17 protein-coding genes are annotated in these 16,929 nt (G+C 60.5%); 5 read left to right on the top strand and 12 right to left on the bottom strand.

Features of this window, described 5'->3' with window-relative positions; genetic code table 11:
• Positions 1-11 precede the first annotated feature (11 nt).
• From KUL93_RS08360 to KUL93_RS08345, 4 genes are all read left to right on the top strand, one after another.
• The gene (locus KUL93_RS08360) at positions 12-1,361 is read left to right on the top strand and encodes a metallopeptidase TldD-related protein (RefSeq protein ID WP_217126606.1); all 1,350 of its coding nucleotides are present in this window, start codon (positions 12-14) and stop codon (positions 1,359-1,361) included.
• Positions 1,362-1,435: 74 nt separating this feature from the next.
• Entirely contained in the window at positions 1,436-2,518 is a 1,083-nt protein-coding gene (locus KUL93_RS08355) for a TRAP transporter substrate-binding protein (protein WP_217126619.1), read from the top strand.
• A gap of 77 nt (positions 2,519-2,595) precedes the next feature.
• A complete protein-coding gene (locus KUL93_RS08350; protein ID WP_119334750.1) occupies positions 2,596-3,132 on the top strand; it encodes a TRAP transporter small permease subunit in 537 nt (178 codons plus the stop codon).
• A 32-nt stretch (positions 3,133-3,164) separates the two neighbouring features.
• Positions 3,165-4,898: a TRAP transporter large permease gene (locus KUL93_RS08345; RefSeq protein WP_217126605.1), complete on the top strand. Its 1,734-nt coding sequence runs from the start codon at positions 3,165-3,167 to the stop codon at positions 4,896-4,898.
• Between the two features lie 38 nt (positions 4,899-4,936).
• Here KUL93_RS08345 and trpE read toward each other — a convergent pair whose 3' ends face one another.
• The 9 genes from trpE to KUL93_RS08300 all read right to left on the bottom strand — a co-directional run bounded on the left by trpE (position 4,937) and on the right by KUL93_RS08300 (position 13,233).
• Positions 4,937-6,463: an anthranilate synthase component I gene (trpE, locus tag KUL93_RS08340; protein WP_119336058.1), complete on the bottom strand. Its 1,527-nt coding sequence runs from the start codon at positions 6,461-6,463 to the stop codon at positions 4,937-4,939.
• Positions 6,464-6,491: 28 nt separating this feature from the next.
• A complete protein-coding gene (locus KUL93_RS08335; protein WP_217126604.1) occupies positions 6,492-7,163 on the bottom strand; it encodes a phosphoglycolate phosphatase in 672 nt (223 codons plus the stop codon).
• Positions 7,163-7,876 carry a ribulose-phosphate 3-epimerase gene (gene rpe / locus KUL93_RS08330; protein WP_217126603.1) on the bottom strand — a complete coding sequence of 238 codons (714 nt, stop codon included), beginning with the start codon at positions 7,874-7,876 and terminating at the stop codon, positions 7,163-7,165. The genes KUL93_RS08335 and rpe overlap by 1 nt, the downstream gene beginning before the upstream one ends.
• A gap of 19 nt (positions 7,877-7,895) precedes the next feature.
• The gene (locus KUL93_RS08325; RefSeq protein WP_217126602.1) at positions 7,896-8,546 is read right to left on the bottom strand and encodes an FHA domain-containing protein; all 651 of its coding nucleotides are present in this window, start codon (positions 8,544-8,546) and stop codon (positions 7,896-7,898) included.
• A 14-nt stretch (positions 8,547-8,560) separates the two neighbouring features.
• On the bottom strand, positions 8,561-9,520 hold the full coding sequence (locus tag KUL93_RS08320) for an ornithine cyclodeaminase family protein (RefSeq protein ID WP_217126601.1): 960 nt from the start codon (positions 9,518-9,520) through the stop codon (positions 8,561-8,563).
• 118 nt (positions 9,521-9,638) lie between these two features.
• Positions 9,639-10,535, bottom strand: a complete 897-nt coding sequence (gene sucD, locus KUL93_RS08315; protein WP_119334744.1) for a succinate--CoA ligase subunit alpha — start codon at positions 10,533-10,535, stop codon at positions 9,639-9,641.
• A gap of 29 nt (positions 10,536-10,564) precedes the next feature.
• On the bottom strand, positions 10,565-11,737 hold the full coding sequence (gene sucC, locus KUL93_RS08310) for an ADP-forming succinate--CoA ligase subunit beta (RefSeq protein ID WP_217126600.1): 1,173 nt from the start codon (positions 11,735-11,737) through the stop codon (positions 10,565-10,567).
• 107 nt (positions 11,738-11,844) lie between these two features.
• Positions 11,845-12,408: a DUF2889 domain-containing protein gene (locus tag KUL93_RS08305; protein WP_217126599.1), complete on the bottom strand. Its 564-nt coding sequence runs from the start codon at positions 12,406-12,408 to the stop codon at positions 11,845-11,847.
• A gap of 60 nt (positions 12,409-12,468) precedes the next feature.
• Positions 12,469-13,233 (bottom strand): Nif3-like dinuclear metal center hexameric protein, encoded by a 765-nt coding sequence (locus tag KUL93_RS08300; RefSeq protein WP_217126598.1) that lies wholly within the window; start codon positions 13,231-13,233, stop codon positions 12,469-12,471.
• Positions 13,234-13,249: 16 nt separating this feature from the next.
• Between KUL93_RS08300 and KUL93_RS08295 the strand changes: the two genes are divergently transcribed.
• Positions 13,250-14,395, top strand: a complete 1,146-nt coding sequence (locus KUL93_RS08295) for a S1C family serine protease (protein WP_217126597.1) — start codon at positions 13,250-13,252, stop codon at positions 14,393-14,395.
• A gap of 2 nt (positions 14,396-14,397) precedes the next feature.
• Here KUL93_RS08295 and KUL93_RS08290 read toward each other — a convergent pair whose 3' ends face one another.
• From KUL93_RS08290 to KUL93_RS08280, 3 genes are read right to left on the bottom strand one after another with little or no spacing between them, the layout of a single operon-like run.
• The gene (locus tag KUL93_RS08290) at positions 14,398-15,087 is read right to left on the bottom strand and encodes a TetR/AcrR family transcriptional regulator (protein ID WP_217126596.1); all 690 of its coding nucleotides are present in this window, start codon (positions 15,085-15,087) and stop codon (positions 14,398-14,400) included.
• A gap of 42 nt (positions 15,088-15,129) precedes the next feature.
• On the bottom strand, positions 15,130-16,098 hold the full coding sequence (locus KUL93_RS08285; RefSeq protein ID WP_217126595.1) for a hypothetical protein: 969 nt from the start codon (positions 16,096-16,098) through the stop codon (positions 15,130-15,132).
• Positions 16,073-16,924: a lysophospholipid acyltransferase family protein gene (locus tag KUL93_RS08280; RefSeq protein WP_217126594.1), complete on the bottom strand. Its 852-nt coding sequence runs from the start codon at positions 16,922-16,924 to the stop codon at positions 16,073-16,075. The genes KUL93_RS08285 and KUL93_RS08280 overlap by 26 nt, the downstream gene beginning before the upstream one ends.
• Positions 16,925-16,929: the final 5 nt, after the last annotated feature.

The raw sequence follows: 16,929 nt of genomic DNA, 5'->3' as shown, positions 1-16,929 counted from the left end.
GAGGATCACGCATGAACCCTGGCTTGCCTTCATTGCCGCACTGGCAACAGCAACTCCAACGCGTTGCTGAACATGCCGCCGAACGGGCACGCCATCTTGGCGCAACAGCACAAACAGGGGTTTCGGAACGAGTGGGACGCTCCATCACGGTACGCCACGGCGAAGTCGAAACCATCGAGCACCACCGCGAACGCACCCTCTCGGTGACCGTTTACCTCGACGGGCGTACCGGGCACGCCGCCACGAGTGACCTTTCTCCGCGCGCAATCGAAGCAACCGTGCAAGCCGCAGTGGCGATCGCGCGCCACACCGAACCCGATCCTGCCGCCGGGCTTCCCGATCCTTCATGGCTTGCCGACCCCAGTGCCGCGCCTGACCTCGGCTGCTACCACCCTTGGTCGGTGACTCCTGAAACGTTGATCGCGCTTACCCAGCGCCTCGAAGCGGCCGGAACGGCGCAAACGGGGATCGTCAATTCCGAAGGAGCCACCTGCACCACCGAAGTGGAACTGAGTGCGATCGCGAATACCCTCGGTTTTTCAGGGGTCACCGCCGAAACGGTCCATTCCTATTCTTGCGTGTTGTTGGCACAAAGCGACGACGGATCGCTGGTGCGCGACGGTGCCTGGGCGAGCCGCCGCGCCGTCGACCAACTGCCCGACCCCGAAGCGCTTGGCGCTGAAGCCGCTACCCGTGCGCTTCAGCGGCGCAACGCGCGCAGACTCCCCACGGGACGCTATGACGTCGTCTTCAGCCCCGAGGTGGCGCCGTCGCTATTGAGTCACTTCGTCGCCGCAGCAAGTGGCGGTGCGCTCTACCGCCGTGCTACGTTTTTGCTGGAACGGTTCGAAACGCAGCTCTTTCCCGAATGGTTTTCGATCCAAGAGGATCCGTGGCTGCCCCAAGGTTTTGGCTCCTGCCCGTTCGACGCCGAAGGGGTGCGCGTGGCGCCGCGCCTTGTGATCGACCAGGGCCGGTGGGTTGGACGCTTCCTGTCCAGCTACACCGCGCGCAAACTCGGGCTAACCAGCACCGGCAATGCAGGCGGCGCGCATAACCTGTTGCCCACCACCACCCACGATTCGCTCGCAGCGCTCCTCGCTTCGGTCGATCGCGGGCTCTTGATCACCGAACTTCTGGGCCACGGTGTCAATACGGTGACTGGCGAATATTCGCGCGGCGCGGCCGGATTCTGGTTCGAAAACGGCACGATCGCGTTCCCGGTGCATGAGATAACGGTATCAGGCATGCTACCGGAACTTTTTGCCGGGTTGATCGGCGTTGCCAACGACGCACGCCCCGACCGCCGCTTTCGGTTGGGCAGCACCGCGATTGCTGCAGTGCAAATAGCGGGTCAATAATTTTTGCGTTATCATAAACGCCGCCAACTGAACCGTTCAGTTCGCATAACAAACCCGTATCCAAGGAGGTGATTATGGAACGTCGTCGTTTCCTCAAAGGCGCCGGCCTTGCCGGCATTCTGGCTGCCGGCACGGCGCCTGCGATCATCCATGCACAAGAAGTAATCCGTTGGCGGTTGGCGTCGAGCTTCCCGAAAGCGCTCGACACCATCTACGGCGCGGCGGAAGACTTCGCGAACGCCATCAACCAGATGTCCGGCGGTAAATTCGAAGTCCAGGTCTTCGCTGGCGGCGAACTGGTGCCCGCTTTCGGGGTGTTGGACGCCGTTCAGCAAGGCACCATCGAATTGGCCCATACTGCGCCCTACTACTTCTTCGGCAAGAACGAAGCGTTCGCGCTCGACTGCGCGGTACCGTTTGGCCTCAACTCGCGGATGCTCACCGCATGGATGTACGACGGCGGCGGCAACCAGCTGATGAACGAATTCTATGCGAAATACAACATCGTTAGCCTGCCGATGGGGAATACCGGCGCGCAGATGGGGGGTTGGTACCGCAAAGAGATCAAGTCGGTTGACGACATCAAAGGCCTGAAGATGCGCATCGGGGGCTTTGGTGGACGCGTGCTGGCCAAAGTTGGCGGCGTGCCGCAGAACATTCCGGGCGGCGAAATCTACCAAGCGCTCGAAAAGGGAACGATCGACGCCACCGAATGGGTTGGCCCGTACGACGATCTCAAGCTCGGTTTCTACAAAGTGGCGCCTCACTACTACTATCCGGGCTGGTGGGAAGGTGGTGCGCAGCTGACGCTGTACATCAACAAAGAGAAGTTCGCGGCGCTCCCGAAAGAGTACCAAGAGATGATCCGCGCTGCGGCGTCGCACGCCCACGTGACCATGCAAGCGAAGTACGACGCGCGCAACCCGCAGGCGTTGAAGCAGCTCATCGCAAACGGGGCGCAGTTGCACCGCTTCCCGAAAGACGTCATGGACGCAGCGTTCAAAGCGCGCAACGAAGTCTACGCCGAACTCAACGACACCAACCCCGATTGGAAGAAAATCTACACCGAGTTCGAAAAATTCCTGCGTGACCAGTACGCGTGGTTCCGCCTGGCGGACCTGAGTTTCGACCAGTACATGGCTTCCGTCAAACTCTAAAATCGAAAACCCCCGAAACATGCGGGGGTTATTCTCTTCACCCCCGATTGCAACCCTATTGATAAGGCGTCACGACGATGCAACCGCTCCTTAGAATCTGTGCGGTAATCGATACGCTCAACCGCTCACTCGGGCGGCTCTTTTTCTGGTTCACGCTCGCAGCCACTGCGATCAGCGCCGCGAACGCATTGGTGCGCAAACTCTTCGATACCAGCTCCAACGCCTTTTTGGAGATCCAGTGGTACCTCTTCGCTGCAGTCTTCATGCTGGGGCTGGGTTACGGCTTTTTGGAAAACGCCCATGTCCGCATCGACGTCGTCGCCAACCGCCTGAGTGCCCGGACGCGCAATTTGATCGACGCCATCGGCATCGTCGTCTTCGTCTTTCCCCTGTGCTACTTCATGGCGAATTTCGCGTGGCCGATCGTCGTCCAAGCCTATACCACGGGGGAAATGTCGTCGAACGCCGGCGGTTTGATCCGCTGGCCACTCTATGCGCTGGTGCCTGCCGGATACGGCTTGTTGGCCATTCAGGCCTTCTCTGAATTGATCAAGCGCATCGCATTCTTGCTGGGTCACGGCCCCGACCCGCTGAAGCAAGCGAACCCCCACTAATTCACCCATTTTGCGAGGCTGAGGAGCGCTTCATGGCCGAATTCCTTGCTGCCAACTTCCCGCCGCTGATGTTCCTGGGGTTGGTCATCTTTCTGCTGTCCGGTTTTCCCGTTGCATTTTCGCTCGCGTCAGCGGGGTTGCTTTTTGGTTTTTTGGGGATTCATTTCGGTATTTTTCCGGAAACCCTCTTTCACGCGTTGCCGCTGCGGGTTTTCGGGATCATGCAGAACGAGACCCTGTTGGCGATCCCCTTCTTCACCCTGATGGGACTCATCTTGCAGCGGTCCGGAATGGCGGAAGACCTTCTGGAAACGGCAGGCCAAGTCTTCGGCCCGATCCGCGGTGGGCTCGCGATTTCGGTGATCGTCGTCGGGGCGCTGCTTGCCGCAACGACCGGGGTCGTTGCCGCATCGGTGATTTCGATGGGGTTGATCTCGCTCCCCGTGATGTTGCGCTATGGGTACCATCGTGGGCTCATTTCCGGCGTGATTACTGCGTCCGGTACGCTCGCGCAGATCGTTCCGCCGTCGTTGGTGCTGATCGTAATCGCAGACCAATTGGGCCGCAGCGTCGGTGACATGTACAAAGGCGCGCTGATCCCGGCGTTGGGGTTGATTGCGGTCTATTTCCTTTACGTGATCGCGATTGCGCTCATCCGCCCCAAATGGGTCCCTGCACTACCGGAATCAGCGCGCACGTTTCATGAGCCCAACGGGGGTAGTGGCTACCGCTCGCTCCTCTTCACCTTTTTGGGGGTGCTGGCCGCCGCTACCCTCTTCGCCGCGAACTATGACGCGCTTTTGACGCAATGGAAAGGCGAAGCGGTCACCGCGCCAACCGACGAGAAAGTGGTGATGGCCACCACGTTTGGTGCGTTCGTCGCACTGGTGCTCGCGGCGATCGACTCCGCGCTGGGCCGCCGTTTCCTTTCCCAGATGACGCATCGTGTCATTTTCGTGATGATCCCGCCGCTCGTACTCATCTTTTTGGTCTTGGGCACGATCTTCATCGGCGTCGCGACGCCCACCGAAGGGGGCGCGATGGGGGCGATCGGTGCGATCGCGGTGGCTGCACTGCGCAAACGATTCTCGATGGCGATGTTGCGCGAGGCGCTGGAGGGAGCAACGAAACTGTCGATCTTCGTCCTAGCGATCCTTCTGGGTTCGACGGTCTTCAGCTTCGTCTTCATCTCCGCGAACGGGCAAGAGTGGGTGAAAGAACTCTTCGCCAAACTCCCAGGTGAAGAACTCGGCTTCTTGATCTTCGTGAACACCCTCATTTTCATCCTGGGGATGTTCCTCGATTTCTTCGAAATTTCGTTCATCGTGCTCCCGTTACTGGCACCGGTTGCGGAACATTTGGGGATCGATCTCGTCTGGTTCGGGGTTCTTATCGCAGTCAACATGCAGACGTCGTTCTTGACGCCACCGTTTGGTTTCGCGCTCTTCTATCTGCGCAGCGTCGCACCGGTGAAACATTACGAAGACCCAGTCACGAAGCAACAGATCGCGCCGGTGACCACGCTCGACATCTACAAAGGGGTGATCCCCTTCATCGTACTGCAGATACTGATGGTCGCCGCAGTCCTCATCTGGCCAGGGATCATCACCGCGAACCTCGACGTGCAGAAAAAAGTGGATCTCGACACCATTCAGATTCCGTTCGAAGGCGGTGAAGCAGGCGATTGGGGCGATGCAGGCAGCGGCACGAGTGGTGGCGGTGCCACCACCGGCGGCGATTCCAGTTGGGGGAATAGCGGCTGGTAAACGGACCGGCGGGTAACCCGGCTGACAACTTCAGCGGGTTACTCGTCGAACGCGCCGCTTTTCACCGATTGTGCCGCTTTGAGCATCGCCAGCGCTTTGTTACGCGTCTCTTGCCACTCGGCGTCGGGTTGGGAATCGGCTACGATTCCCGCCCCCGCCTGCACATGGACTTGGCCGTCTTTGATCACCGCAGTGCGAATCGCAATCGCCAAGTCCATCTCTTGGTGGAAACCCAGATAACCGACTGCACCGGCATAAATGCCGCGGCCGTGCGGTTCCAATTCGTCGATGATTTCGAGCGCCCGCACCTTCGGCGCGCCGGAAACGGTTCCTGCAGGAAAGGTAGCGCGGAGCACCGAGAGCATCGACTCGCCTTCTTTCAACACCCCTTCGACGTTCGAAACGATGTGCATCACATGGGAGTAGCGTTCGATTGCAAACGCCTCGGTGACCTTCACGCTGCCGGTCCGCGCCACGCGCCCGACGTCATTACGCCCCAAGTCGAGCAATTGCAGATGCTCGCTCCGCTCCTTTTCGTCTGCCAGAAGCTCTTTTTCCAACGCGGCATCTTCTGCCGGGGTTGCCCCCCTTGGGCGCGTCCCCGCAATGGGACGCACGATCACTTTTTTGGCTTCGCCGTCGTCCTCGACACGCGTGAGGATCTCCGGAGAGGCGCCAACCACCTGGAACGACTCGAAGTCGAAATAGAAGAGGTAGGGCGACGGATTGAGCGAGCGGATCGCACGATAGAGCGCCAGTGGCGCACCCGCAAACGGCTGACTCATCCGCTGTGAGAGCACCACCTGCATGATGTCGCCGTCGACGATGTACCGTTGCGCTTTTGCCACCGCAGCTTTGAACGCCTCCTCCGGAAAACCGAACGCGAGCGCTTCGTCTTCGGTCGGTGCTGAGCCTGCTTGCGCGGCAGCAGCACCGGTCCGTTCCAGACTTTCCGGCCAACTGATCGGTTGCCGCAATTTACGTTGCAGTTCGTCGAGCCGCTTGACGGCCCGACGGTAGGCGCCGGGCACCCCCGGGTCGGCATAGACGACCAACGTCAGTTTTCCGGTGAGGTTATCGACGATCGCAAGCTCCTCGGAAACGAGGAGCAGAATGTCGGGGGTCTGAAGCGGATCCGGTTTGGCATGGGGGCTGCGCGCCAGCCGCGGTTCGATAAAGCGGATGGTGTCGAACCCGAAATAGCCGACCAGCCCCCCGATGAAACGCGGCAGCCCTTCGCGCGGCGGAATTTTGATTCGGTTGAGGTACTCGGCGATGAAATTGAGCGGATCCCCGTAGTCGCGCCGCTCGACCAAGCGGTTCCCAGTAAGCAACAACACCGAGCGCCCATAGACCTCGATGCGGCTGGGGGACGCCAACCCAATGAACGAATAACGGCCGAATCGCTCGCCCCCCTGAACCGATTCCAGCAGGTAGGTCCAGGGTTCGTTGGCGAGTTTCAGGTAGATGGAAAGCGGTGTGTCGAGATCACAAAACGTGGTACGCGTTACTGGGATCCGGTTGTACCCAGCTTCTGCGAGTGCGTCGAATTCCTGTTCGCTCAAAGTCACCGTACCTACCCTTGCGCTGTTGCTAAGCAAGGAAGTTTAGCACTTCCGGCAGCGACTCGAGGTAGGCGGTACAAGGAACTTCGTGAATGGGCTGTCCTTCACTGTAGCCGTAAGTGACCAAGAACACCGGCATTTCGAGCGCGCGCGCCGCCAACGCGTCGTTGCGCGAATCGCCTACCATCACAGCGGCGATAGGGCTACTGGCGCCCAGTTGGGTGAGCGCGTAACGCAGCATCGCGGGATCCGGTTTTTTCACCGGCAGCGTGTCGCCACTTACCACAGCGGCAAAATAGGACAGGATGCCCATCCGCTCCAACAAGGGCAACGTGAATTGGCTCGCTTTGTTGGTCACCACGGCAAGCTTACGCCCCGCGTCACGCAGCGTTTCGAGCGTTTCCAACGCGCCGGGATAGAGGCGGCTATCGTTGCCATTGACCTGGGCATAGTGGCGACGAAAAACCTGCAACGCCGTTTCGAGCCGTGCCGGATCGGCCGCAACCGCAGCGCCCAACGCGCGCCGCACGAGTTCGCCGATCCCCTGCCCGACGAAGGTGGCGATCTCTCCCTGGGTCCGGGGCGGCAACCCCAGTTCGACGAGCGTTCGGTTCGCTGCCTCGGTCAAATCGGGCAGGGTATCCACGAGCGTGCCATCGAGGTCGAACAGGACTACTTCGGCCGCGTACCGTTCTGGCATCAGGCACCCTCCCGGTCGATACGCGCAAGCTCGGCGCGAAACTGCGCGATCACGGAGTCGTACCAGTTCGGGTCGTGCGCGTTCGCCGCACCAAAGATGGCCGAACCGGCAACGAAGACGTCAGCGCCCGCCTCGGCCACCGCAGCGATATTGTCGACCTTCACGCCACCATCGACCTCCAACCAGATGTGGCGCCCCGTCTCCGCTTCGTAGCGATCGAGCAGCGCACGCGCTTGGCGCAATTTCGGCAAGGTCGAGGGAATGAATTTCTGACCGCCAAACCCTGGGTTCACGCTCATCAAGAGCACCAGGTCGACTTTGTCGAGCACATGTTCGAGCCAAACCAGCGGTGTTGCGGGGTTGAAAACGAGACCAGCTTGGCAACCGCAGTCGCGGATGAGCGAAAGCGTACGGTCGATGTGCTCCGATGCTTCGGGATGAAACGAAATGATGTCTGCGCCCGCTTTTGCGAATTCGGGTATCAAAGCATCAACCGGTTTGACCATCAAATGGACATCGATCGGTTTCTCGGTGTACGGCCGAATCGCTTGACAGACGAGCGGCCCGACGGTGAGGTTCGGAACGTAGTGGTTGTCCATCACGTCGAAATGGATCCAATCGGCCCCGGCAGCGGAGACCCTCCGCACTTCGTCGCCCAAGCGAGCGAAATCGGCAGATAGGATACTGGGAGCGAGCAAGTAGGAGCGTTGCATCACGTCACATCCTCGAGAACTAATGAGAAACCGAATCGGCGTCCAAGGAGAAGATGCGATCACGCCATTCGAAGTGATCACCAAGACGCAGCAGTTGCAGCCCAGACGTGACCGCTCCGTTCAGCCGGACCTCCGTCGTTTCAGGAACGAAGAGTAAAACGCGGTAGCCGTCACGAATGAGCATCGGATCGCGATTGGGGTCATTTCCCAACCGCGTCACGCGCCGCGAAAGCAGAAGCGCTTGGCCACCCGGCTGCACCACCAGACGTGGTTGGGCAATCGGTGCTGGCGGGCTCGTAGGCGACTGCTCCGGCACTTCCCACGGCAAGGTGTTGGGCGGTGAAGAGACGAAACGCAAGCAGAAATGGCCGATCCGGACGGTTTCACCGGGTTTGATGCGCGCCCGCGTCACGCGCTGGTTTTGGTACCAGACGCCGTTTTTGCTCCCCAGATCTTCGACCAAAAGTTCTTGAAAGAAAGGGGTAAGAAGGGCGTGGCGCGCACTCACCGTCGCGTCATCCAAACGAATGTCGTTTCGTTCTTCACGTCCCACCCGATAGAGCGGCAAAACCAGCGGGAATTGCCAGAGAAACGTTTCCCGATAGGAGAGCAGCAACCCGCCGGATGGAGCAGAGCGGAGGAGATCGGCCAAGCGTGATGTCGTACCCACGAATCGAGACGCCCTCAGTACGGGAGTTCCGAACCCAGCCCCAGAGCCGTTGCACGCTCGAGAACGCGCGCGGCGACCGCGATATCCTGAATCGCCATCCCTTGCGATTCGAACAGGGTGATCGCGTCAGGCCCCGGCCGTCCCGGACGGATCCCGGCGAGCACCTCACCCAGCTCCACCCACAGTTCAGGCCGGGTACGCCCCTTTTCGCGTGCGGGTAACAGATCACCCGCCTCTTTGAGCGCCACCGCGCGACTGTCGACGACGATACGATCGGCGGCAACGACCGTTTTTTCCGGAATCTCCTGCCGCGCCAGGCTGTTAGAACCGATCGCGTTGATGTGCATCCCCGGGCGGATCCACGCGGCATCGAAGACGGGTGTAACGGAGGTGGTGGCAGTGACCACGACGTCCGCTCCGGCAAGCGCTTCCGCAGCAGACTCAGGAGCGAAAGGAACCATTGGGACGCTCAGCTCTTTTTCGAGCCGGGCACAAAACTGTTGCGCGTTTTCGAACCGCCGTGAGACGACACGAATGGCTTGCCATGAGCGGACCGCCGCAGCTGCCCGAACCTGCCCTTCGGCTTGCCAACCGGAACCGAAAAGCGTGAGCACTTGGGCGTCCGAACGCGCCAAATGGCGAATCGCGACGCCGCCCGTCGCCCCGGTGCGCATCATCCCCAACCAATCGGCAGCAAGCACGGCAACCGGTTCACCGGTCGAGATCCGATAGAGGTGTACCCAAAAGCGCGTGCCTTCACGTGTGGAGGTATAGACCTTGAACCCCGTGAGATCAAGCGCCGGTACCGCGCCTTGCAGCAGATGGGTGATCGATCCTGGCAGTCGTACCCGTTGCCGGGGCAGATCGACGACTGCCCCTTCCGCGTGCTGCCCCATCACCCATTCGACGGCTTCGATCGCCTCCGGCATCGTCAGACACTGCTGGACTTCCGCTTCGGTGAGAAAACGTGTCATTCCAGATCCTCCGAGTTGCGCCAATCGTATCGTAACGCACCGTGACTGTAAATGAAAAGCCAGTGAACCGAGGTTCACTGGCTTTGAAACGTGCTGTTTCGAACGAGTTGATCGACGCTTAGCCGAGCAACTGTTTCATCAATTTACCCATCTCAGAGGGGTTGCGCGTCACCTTGAAACCACACTCTTCCATAATTGCGAGTTTTGCCTCTGCGGTGTCCGCGCCTGAAGAGATGAGGGCACCAGCGTGTCCCATCCGTTTCCCCGGAGGGGCAGTGACGCCGGCAACGAAGCCCACGACCGGTTTCTTGAAATGCGCTTTGCACCAGAGCGCGGCATCCACTTCGTCCGAACCGCCGATTTCACCGATCAGGATCACGGCGTCGGTGTCGGGGTCGTCGTTGAACATCTTCATCACATCCAGGTGCTTGAGGCCGTTGATCGGGTCGCCGCCGATCCCCACCGCAGTCGACTGCCCCAACCCCAATTCGGTCAATTGCGCCACCGCTTCGTAGGTCAGGGTTCCCGAGCGGGAGACCACGCCAACGCGCCCTTTTTTATGGATGTGGCCAGGCATGATCCCGATCTTGAGTTCGTCCGGCGTGATGATGCCTGGGCAGTTCGGGCCGAGCAATAGGGTCTCTTTGCCGCCTTGCTCGACTTTGCGCTTCATTTTGTTGCGCACCATCAGCATGTCACGCACCGGAATCCCTTCGGTGATACAGATCACGAGGTCGAGATCGGCCTCTACCGCTTCCCAGATCGCATCGGCTGCCCCAGCCGGCGGGACGTAGATCACCGAAACGGTGGCACCCGTGGCTTCTTTCGCCTCTTTCACCGTCGCGTAGATGGGAATATCGAAAATCTTTTCCCCCGCTTTGCGCGGGTTCACGCCCGCAACGAAGCAGTCGCGTCCAAACGCGTATTCGATACATTTTTGCGTGTGGAATTGACCGGTTTTCCCGGTGATCCCCTGAGTGATGACTTTCGTCTCTTTGTTGATCAGAATCGACATAGCGGTTATCCTCTGCTGCTCGAGTTTCGTCAGGCGGCTGCGCCTTTCGCTGCGGCAACCACTTTTTCCGCGGCTTCGGCCATCGTTTCGGCGGAGATGATCGGCAACCCCGATTCGGCCAAAATTTTCTTACCGATATCTTCGTTGGTGCCTTTCATCCGGACGACCAGCGGAACGTTCAGACTCACCTCGCGCGCGGCGGTGACGATCCCTTCCGCGATGGTGTCACAGCGCATGATCCCTCCGAAGATATTGACCAGGATGGCTTGCACGCGCGGGTTTTTCAGCATGATTTTGAACGCAGCGGTCACCTTTTCCGTGGTTGCGCCACCGCCAACGTCGAGGAAGTTGGCCGGTTCGCCCCCGAAAAGCTTGATGGTGTCCATCGTCGCCATCGCAAGACCCGCCCCATTGACCAGGCAACCGATGTTGCCGTCGAGCGAGATGTACGAAAGGTCATACTTCGACGCTTCGACTTCGTCGGGATCTTCTTCGTCGAGGTCGCGGTAGGCGACGATTTCGGGATGACGAAAGAGCGCGTTGTCGTCGAAATTGAATTTGGCGTCGAGCGCTTTGATGCCACCGTCCCCTTCGAGGATGAGCGGGTTGATCTCTGCCAGAGACGCATCGGTCTCCATGTAGCAGTGATAGAGTTTCTTGAAGGTATCGACCGCAGCGGGGACCGACCCTTCGGGAATGCCGATCCCTTTGGCCAGCGTCAGCGCTTGCTCGTCAGAGATCCCATCGAGCGGGTTGATGAACACTTTGATGATTTTCTCGGGTGTCTTGGCCGCCACCTCTTCGATATCCATCCCGCCTTCGCTGGAAGCGAGCATCGCAACCAGCTGCGTCTTGCGGTCGGTGAGCACCGAAACATAGTATTCGTGGCGGATATCCGCCCCTTCTTCGATCAGGAGCCGCCGCACGATCTGCCCTTCTGGCCCCGTTTGGTGGGTGACCAGACGCATCCCGAGAATCTGTCCGGCAAGGGTTTCGACGGCTTCGAGTGAGCGGGCCAGTTTCACCCCGCCCCCTTTTCCGCGCCCACCGGCATGAATCTGCGCTTTGACCACCCAAACCGGGCCACCCAACCGCTTGGCGACCTCGACTGCCTCTGCTACCGAAAATGCCGGTTCGCCCCGCGGCGTCCGGATTCCAAATTGGCGCAGGATCTCTTTGGCTTGATATTCGTGAATCTTCATGGTTGCCCTTTTGACACTGTTCCAAACGCATCGCTACGGGGACGTCCTGACGGCACGCCCTCCGCTCCCTGGTCTCTGACAGCACGCACGCGCGGCCGCCGCGATAATTATACCGCTTTGTTCCGGAACCATTTCGGGTAATACTGCGCGACCACCGGTGAGGAGTCGGTGTCGAGCGCGTGGCACTGATCGAGATGAAACGGCTTTTCGTCGCTCTCCTCGTTGTCGCGGCGAAAGGTCGCGAAGGTTTGCAGCGCCGCGGTGGGCAGGGCATAGAGCAGCTCTGTGATATGCGTGCACCCGCGAACCCCACGAAAACGGTCATTGACCGCCAAGCGAAACCCTTTGAGCAGATTCAAGCCGACAAGTTGCTGATACGCAGAGGTAATGGTTTCGCACACTCCGAAAAAGGGCACCCAGCGGCTTTCCGCATGCGCTTCGCGAATCGTAAACGTGTGGTCAAACGCAATCCGCACCGTCATCTCATGCACCGGCGTACCCGCCGGGCGCAGGCCCGACGAGATGGGGTAGTCGACGGCTTTGACGTCGGTGAGCGTCGCTTCGAGCTCCCACAAGCCGTCGCTGCGCTCGAAACCGTCGATGGTAATCGTGCGGCGGTGAATGCGCCGCCGTGTAACCGATGGCTCTGGCGAATTCGTCTGTTTGCTCATAAGACATACGGTACCGTATGGTTGTGATACCGCCAATTATAGGCAAGTTGGTGACGAGGTTCAAACCGGACTGGGGTCGTCGAAGAAGGTGACCGTGATGCCGTAACGTTGCGCCAGACGCGCCCCGAGCGCCTGAACACCGAAGCGCTCCGTCGCATGGTGTCCTGCAGCGAGAAAAGCAACGCCACTTTCGCGCGCCAGATGGACGTAGGGTTCGGAGATTTCCCCGGTGACGAATGCATCTACCCCTTTGGCCACTGCGTCGTGAAAATAACTCTGGGCAGCGCCACTGCACCACGCCAAACGGCGCACCTGTCGATTGGGGTCACCCACCACGAGCGGGGTGTGGCCGAGGGTTGCCTGCAGCCGATTTGCCAGTGCCGCAACGGTAGGCAGGTTGTTGCGATCCGATTCGTTCGCCCACTCGCCCAGACAGCCAAGAGACTGATCACCAAAACGCTCGAGCGTCACCCACCCCATCGCCTGCGCCCAGACCGCGTTGTTCCCGACTTCGGGATGGGCGTCGAGCGGCAGATGGTAAGCAACGAGCGAAACCTCTGCAGTGAGCAGCGGGCGCAAGCGGCGGCGTTTCAACCCCACGAGACACGGATCGTCCCCTTTCCAAAAGAGTCCGTGATGCACGAGCAGCAGGTCCACTTCGGCCGCGACTGCTGCTTCGATCGTGGTGCGGTTTGCCGTCACCGCAGTCATGATCCGGCGCACTTCGCTACGCCCTTCCACCTGCAGACCATTTGGGCAATAATCGCGAAAAAGGTGCGGCGCGAGCCACTCGTCGAGCGTCGCCGTGAGTTCCCACAACTGCATCTCGGATTCCTTTTAGATGAACGGTCGTCGCTTGTTGGACATTATCGCGTACACCGTGCTTGCTGTCGCGATCGTGGGGTTCGTTCTCGCCCACCTCAAACCTGAGTGGTGGTGGGCACGCGAATCGGTGGTGGTCGTTGAACGTACCGCCCCGTCTGCGACCGCGCCGCCGCACACCGAGAAAGATTTCCGTGCCGCGGCGCGCGCAGGAATGGCAGCGGTCGTTGCGGTCTTACCGAGTGAGCGTACGGGCGCCCCAACCCCCTCCCTTCCGCCCGACCACCCGCAGATTCCGTTACCGCAGCCGCTTCCCAGCGAAATCGGGTCGGGTGTGGTGATCAGCGCAGACGGTTTGATCGTCACCAACGCCCACGTGGTGGAGCAAGCAGAGCGCGTCCGCGTCCGCGTCCGCTTCGCCGATGGAACGGCAGCTTCGGCTCAAGTGATCGGGAAAGACGCCGAAACCGACCTTGCCGTATTGCGGTTGACCGCACCTTCTGCGCTCTCGCTCCGTCCGCTCCCCTTTGCCCCCGATGACAGCTATGCGGTGGGCGACATCGTGTTAGCGATTGGCCACCCGTTTGGCGTGGGACAAAGCGTGACGATGGGGATCATCTCGGCGCTCGAGCGGACCGAATTGGGCATTTCGACCTTCGAACATTTCATCCAGACCGATGCGGCGATCAACCCAGGCAATTCGGGCGGCGCGTTGGTCGATACCGCGGGACGACTCGTTGGCATCAATACGGCGATCTTTTCGCAGTCCGGGGGCAACATCGGCATTGGGTTCGCGATTCCCGGCCGCGTGGTGCGGCCAGTCGTCGCTGCGCTCGTGCGCGAGGGGCGCGTTCGCCGCGGCTGGTTGGGTGTTCAATTGGAGCCGGTGGTCGACGCAGGCAATGCGGCTGAGGAAAGGGGCGAATCGGGCGGGGTTTTGATCACCGCGGTGCTACCCGATTCGCCCGCCCAACGAGCTGGCATCGCGAAGGGGGACATCCTGCGTGCCGTGGGCAACCGGCCCGTCCATGCGATTGCCGAAGCGCTCGACGCGGTAGCGGCACTCCCCCCCGGTGAAAAGGTAGCGCTTACTTTGGAACGCAATGGCAAACCACTTACGGTGACCGTCACGATCGCCGAACGGCCACCCCTGGAATCCCCATAATCTCAATTGGAAAATTGCGGCAGCGGCGCGCGCAGTCCGCCGATCAGGAAGCTGATCAACCGTTCGCGCAGGTGGTCGAGGTTGCGGTCGTCGAAATGCTCGCCAGCAAAGAGTTGCAGCGCATCGACGCCCGCGATCGCGTACGATACCGCGCCCAGCATGAAGTGAAAGCGCCAGAGGATCTCTTCGTGCGGCACATCGGGAACGCTTGCGTAGAGCGCTTCCAGATATCGTTGCAGGACATCGCCGTATTCGGCTGCAAGAACCCGGCGCACGAACGCAGAGGGGTCGGTGAGCGTGCGCCCCAGCAAGCGAAGGAACGCTTCGCCGCCGGGTTCACGCGCCAAATCGAAAAGGGAACCGAAAAAGGCTTCGAGGATGCGGCTTGGGCGAACGGACTTGCCCAGCTTTTCTGCCTCTAGCTGCAGCTGGTCGAGGCGCTGCCGACGCAACTCGTTGAGCCAAACCAGACGACGGCGAAAAATCTCCTCGATCAATTTCCCTTTACTGCCGAAATGGTAATTGACCGCAGCCAAATTGACGCCCGCCGCGGCGGTGATCATCCGCATCGACGCCCCGTCGAAACCGTGTTCGGCAAAAAGGGCCTCTGCAACGTTGAGGATGCGTTCTCGCGTGTCGATCTCTGCCGATGCCGCTTGGGCACGCTGCGCTCCACGGGTTTTTTGGGCCATGAGCACGATCCGTTTCAAACAATCGTTCCAATCATCGCACAATCAACGCCCTTTGCCAAGAGCGATTTCGATACGGAACATCACCGCAGGGTCGAAGCGCAACGGGCCGCGCCACACCGCGTTGGCGAGCGCTTCCCGCCGCCAGCCGATGCTCGGCTCTACTTCGTAGAAAAACCACGGACGCCAAACGCTGGCGCGCCAACGCCACGCAAGGCGGTGCTCGGTCACCTGTTGCGGCTGGGTTACGCCGCTGGTGGTCCAGAATAGGTTCCACGCCCGCGCGTCATCGACGAGATGACTCCAATCGGCCCCCACCTGCCAGTAGCTCCCTGCCGCGGACCCCCACTCGTCGGCCTGGATCGAAAAACGCAGAAGATTCTGACTGCCCACCGGGCGCAACAGATCGGCACCTACCAGCGCCCCCAAGCCGCGCTCGCGGTGCCAGTAGAGCTGCGGTCGCGGCTCGAACCGCCATAGGTCAGTGAGCATCCAGCTTTGACGGTAGCGCAGGCTTACTTTGGGGCCGCCGCTCAACCGAACCACCCATTGGCTGGGCGCTTGTTCGCGCAATCCCCACTCCACCCCCACTTCCGAACGCCGGTTGCTGGTCAAAAGCGGTTCGAAACGCTCGGCGCGCTCCGGAAGGGGCTTTTCGGTGTCGTCCCAGCTATCGACCACCAGGCGCAAGCGCCGCTCCGCGAGCGGCAGGGGCAGCCGAAGGCGCAACTGCACGCCGTGGTCCCATCCATCGAGCCGATGGTAGGCGCTTGTGCCCCGAATCCGTAGCTGCGTCTTTTCGTACGCCCGTTCATCTTCAAGGGCACGCGGGTCACCAAAGAAGCTGTCGAGGCGACGCGCCAAGGTAACCACCGAATCCGAGGCGGCGGCATGAGCAAAATCCCACCAGGTCGGGGCGTCGGGGCTCGCAAGTTGCCCCCAAGCGGGCACACTCGGAACAAGCGCCCCGAACAGCCAAAGGAGTAGGTCACGCAACCGGTTGTGCCAACTCATCTTTTGCTTCTCGATAGTGCCAAGGAAAACGGCGGCGCATTTCGCTTTCGATCCACGATTCGGTCGCGGCGATGACCGTATCGGGGTTTTTCCCGGCCGTTTCGATGGTTGGCCCGATCACGAAGAGCACGTCACCCGGGTAGCGCACGAACGCGTTGCGCGCCCACATCTCACCGGCATTGTGGGCAATCGGCACCACAGGGACACCCGCTTCGACCGCAAGTTTCGCCCCCCCGGCTTTGTAGCGACGCGTCGCCCCCACCGCTACCCGCGTTCCTTCGGGAAAGAGCGTTACGTAAAACCCCTGTCGTAACCGCTCTGTACCGATCGCGACGACCTGCTCGATGGCGTCGCGGCCAGCGCTGCGGTCGATCGGGATCATCGGGCAACTGCCGATCCCCCAGCCAAAAAATGGGATGCGCAATAGCTCTTTTTTGAAGACGAAGACCATCGGCGCAAGCGTTGCGGGCAAAACGATCGTTTCGAGCGCCGATTGATGTTTGGCCAGAATCACCGCGGGCTGCTGCGGGAAGTGCGCAAGCCCTTCATAATGCCAGCGAATGCCCAGTATCCACCGAATGCCCCAGCTGATGACCACCGCCCAACGGGAAATCAGGTAGTAGCGCCATTGTGGCGAAAGCGGCCGAACCAGCAGCGCAAAAAGCGAATAGGGCGCGGTCACCGCAGCAAGATAGAGGAGAAAAAAAGCGGAGCGCACTGCTGCCCACCATTTGGGGCAAGGGCGCCGCCCCGGGCGAAAATCGGGCGGCGGCGGCGCAGGCTGAGCACGATAGTGAAAGCGGCGTGGTACGGAGGAGAACCGCATGGCTT

The organism is Hydrogenophilus thiooxidans (genome assembly GCF_019049855.1).
Taxonomy (GTDB): domain Bacteria; phylum Pseudomonadota; class Gammaproteobacteria; order Burkholderiales; family Rhodocyclaceae; genus Hydrogenophilus; species Hydrogenophilus thiooxidans.
Note: the sequence above shows the minus strand (reverse complement) of the source record. Positions and strands in the feature narration are given on the sequence as shown.

Excerpts from the sequence above, each read along its gene's own strand:
- KUL93_RS08360 (WP_217126606.1), top strand. The coding sequence starts at position 12 with ATGAACCCTGGCTTGCCTTCATTGCCGCACTGGCAACAGCAACTCCAA.
- KUL93_RS08355 (WP_217126619.1), top strand. The coding sequence starts at position 1,436 with ATGGAACGTCGTCGTTTCCTCAAAGGCGCCGGCCTTGCCGGCATTCTG.
- KUL93_RS08350 (WP_119334750.1), top strand. The coding sequence starts at position 2,596 with ATGCAACCGCTCCTTAGAATCTGTGCGGTAATCGATACGCTCAACCGC.
- KUL93_RS08345 (WP_217126605.1), top strand. The coding sequence starts at position 3,165 with ATGGCCGAATTCCTTGCTGCCAACTTCCCGCCGCTGATGTTCCTGGGG.
- KUL93_RS08335 (WP_217126604.1), bottom strand. The coding sequence starts at position 7,163 with ATGCCAGAACGGTACGCGGCCGAAGTAGTCCTGTTCGACCTCGATGGC.
- rpe (WP_217126603.1), bottom strand. The coding sequence starts at position 7,876 with ATGCAACGCTCCTACTTGCTCGCTCCCAGTATCCTATCTGCCGATTTC.
- KUL93_RS08320 (WP_217126601.1), bottom strand. The coding sequence starts at position 9,520 with ATGACACGTTTTCTCACCGAAGCGGAAGTCCAGCAGTGTCTGACGATG.
- sucD (WP_119334744.1), bottom strand. The coding sequence starts at position 10,535 with ATGTCGATTCTGATCAACAAAGAGACGAAAGTCATCACTCAGGGGATC.
- sucC (WP_217126600.1), bottom strand. The coding sequence starts at position 11,737 with ATGAAGATTCACGAATATCAAGCCAAAGAGATCCTGCGCCAATTTGGA.
- KUL93_RS08305 (WP_217126599.1), bottom strand. The coding sequence starts at position 12,408 with ATGAGCAAACAGACGAATTCGCCAGAGCCATCGGTTACACGGCGGCGC.
- KUL93_RS08300 (WP_217126598.1), bottom strand. The coding sequence starts at position 13,233 with ATGCAGTTGTGGGAACTCACGGCGACGCTCGACGAGTGGCTCGCGCCG.
- KUL93_RS08295 (WP_217126597.1), top strand. The coding sequence starts at position 13,250 with ATGAACGGTCGTCGCTTGTTGGACATTATCGCGTACACCGTGCTTGCT.
- KUL93_RS08290 (WP_217126596.1), bottom strand. The coding sequence starts at position 15,087 with ATGGCCCAAAAAACCCGTGGAGCGCAGCGTGCCCAAGCGGCATCGGCA.
- KUL93_RS08285 (WP_217126595.1), bottom strand. The coding sequence starts at position 16,098 with ATGAGTTGGCACAACCGGTTGCGTGACCTACTCCTTTGGCTGTTCGGG.
- KUL93_RS08280 (WP_217126594.1), bottom strand. The coding sequence starts at position 16,924 with ATGCGGTTCTCCTCCGTACCACGCCGCTTTCACTATCGTGCTCAGCCT.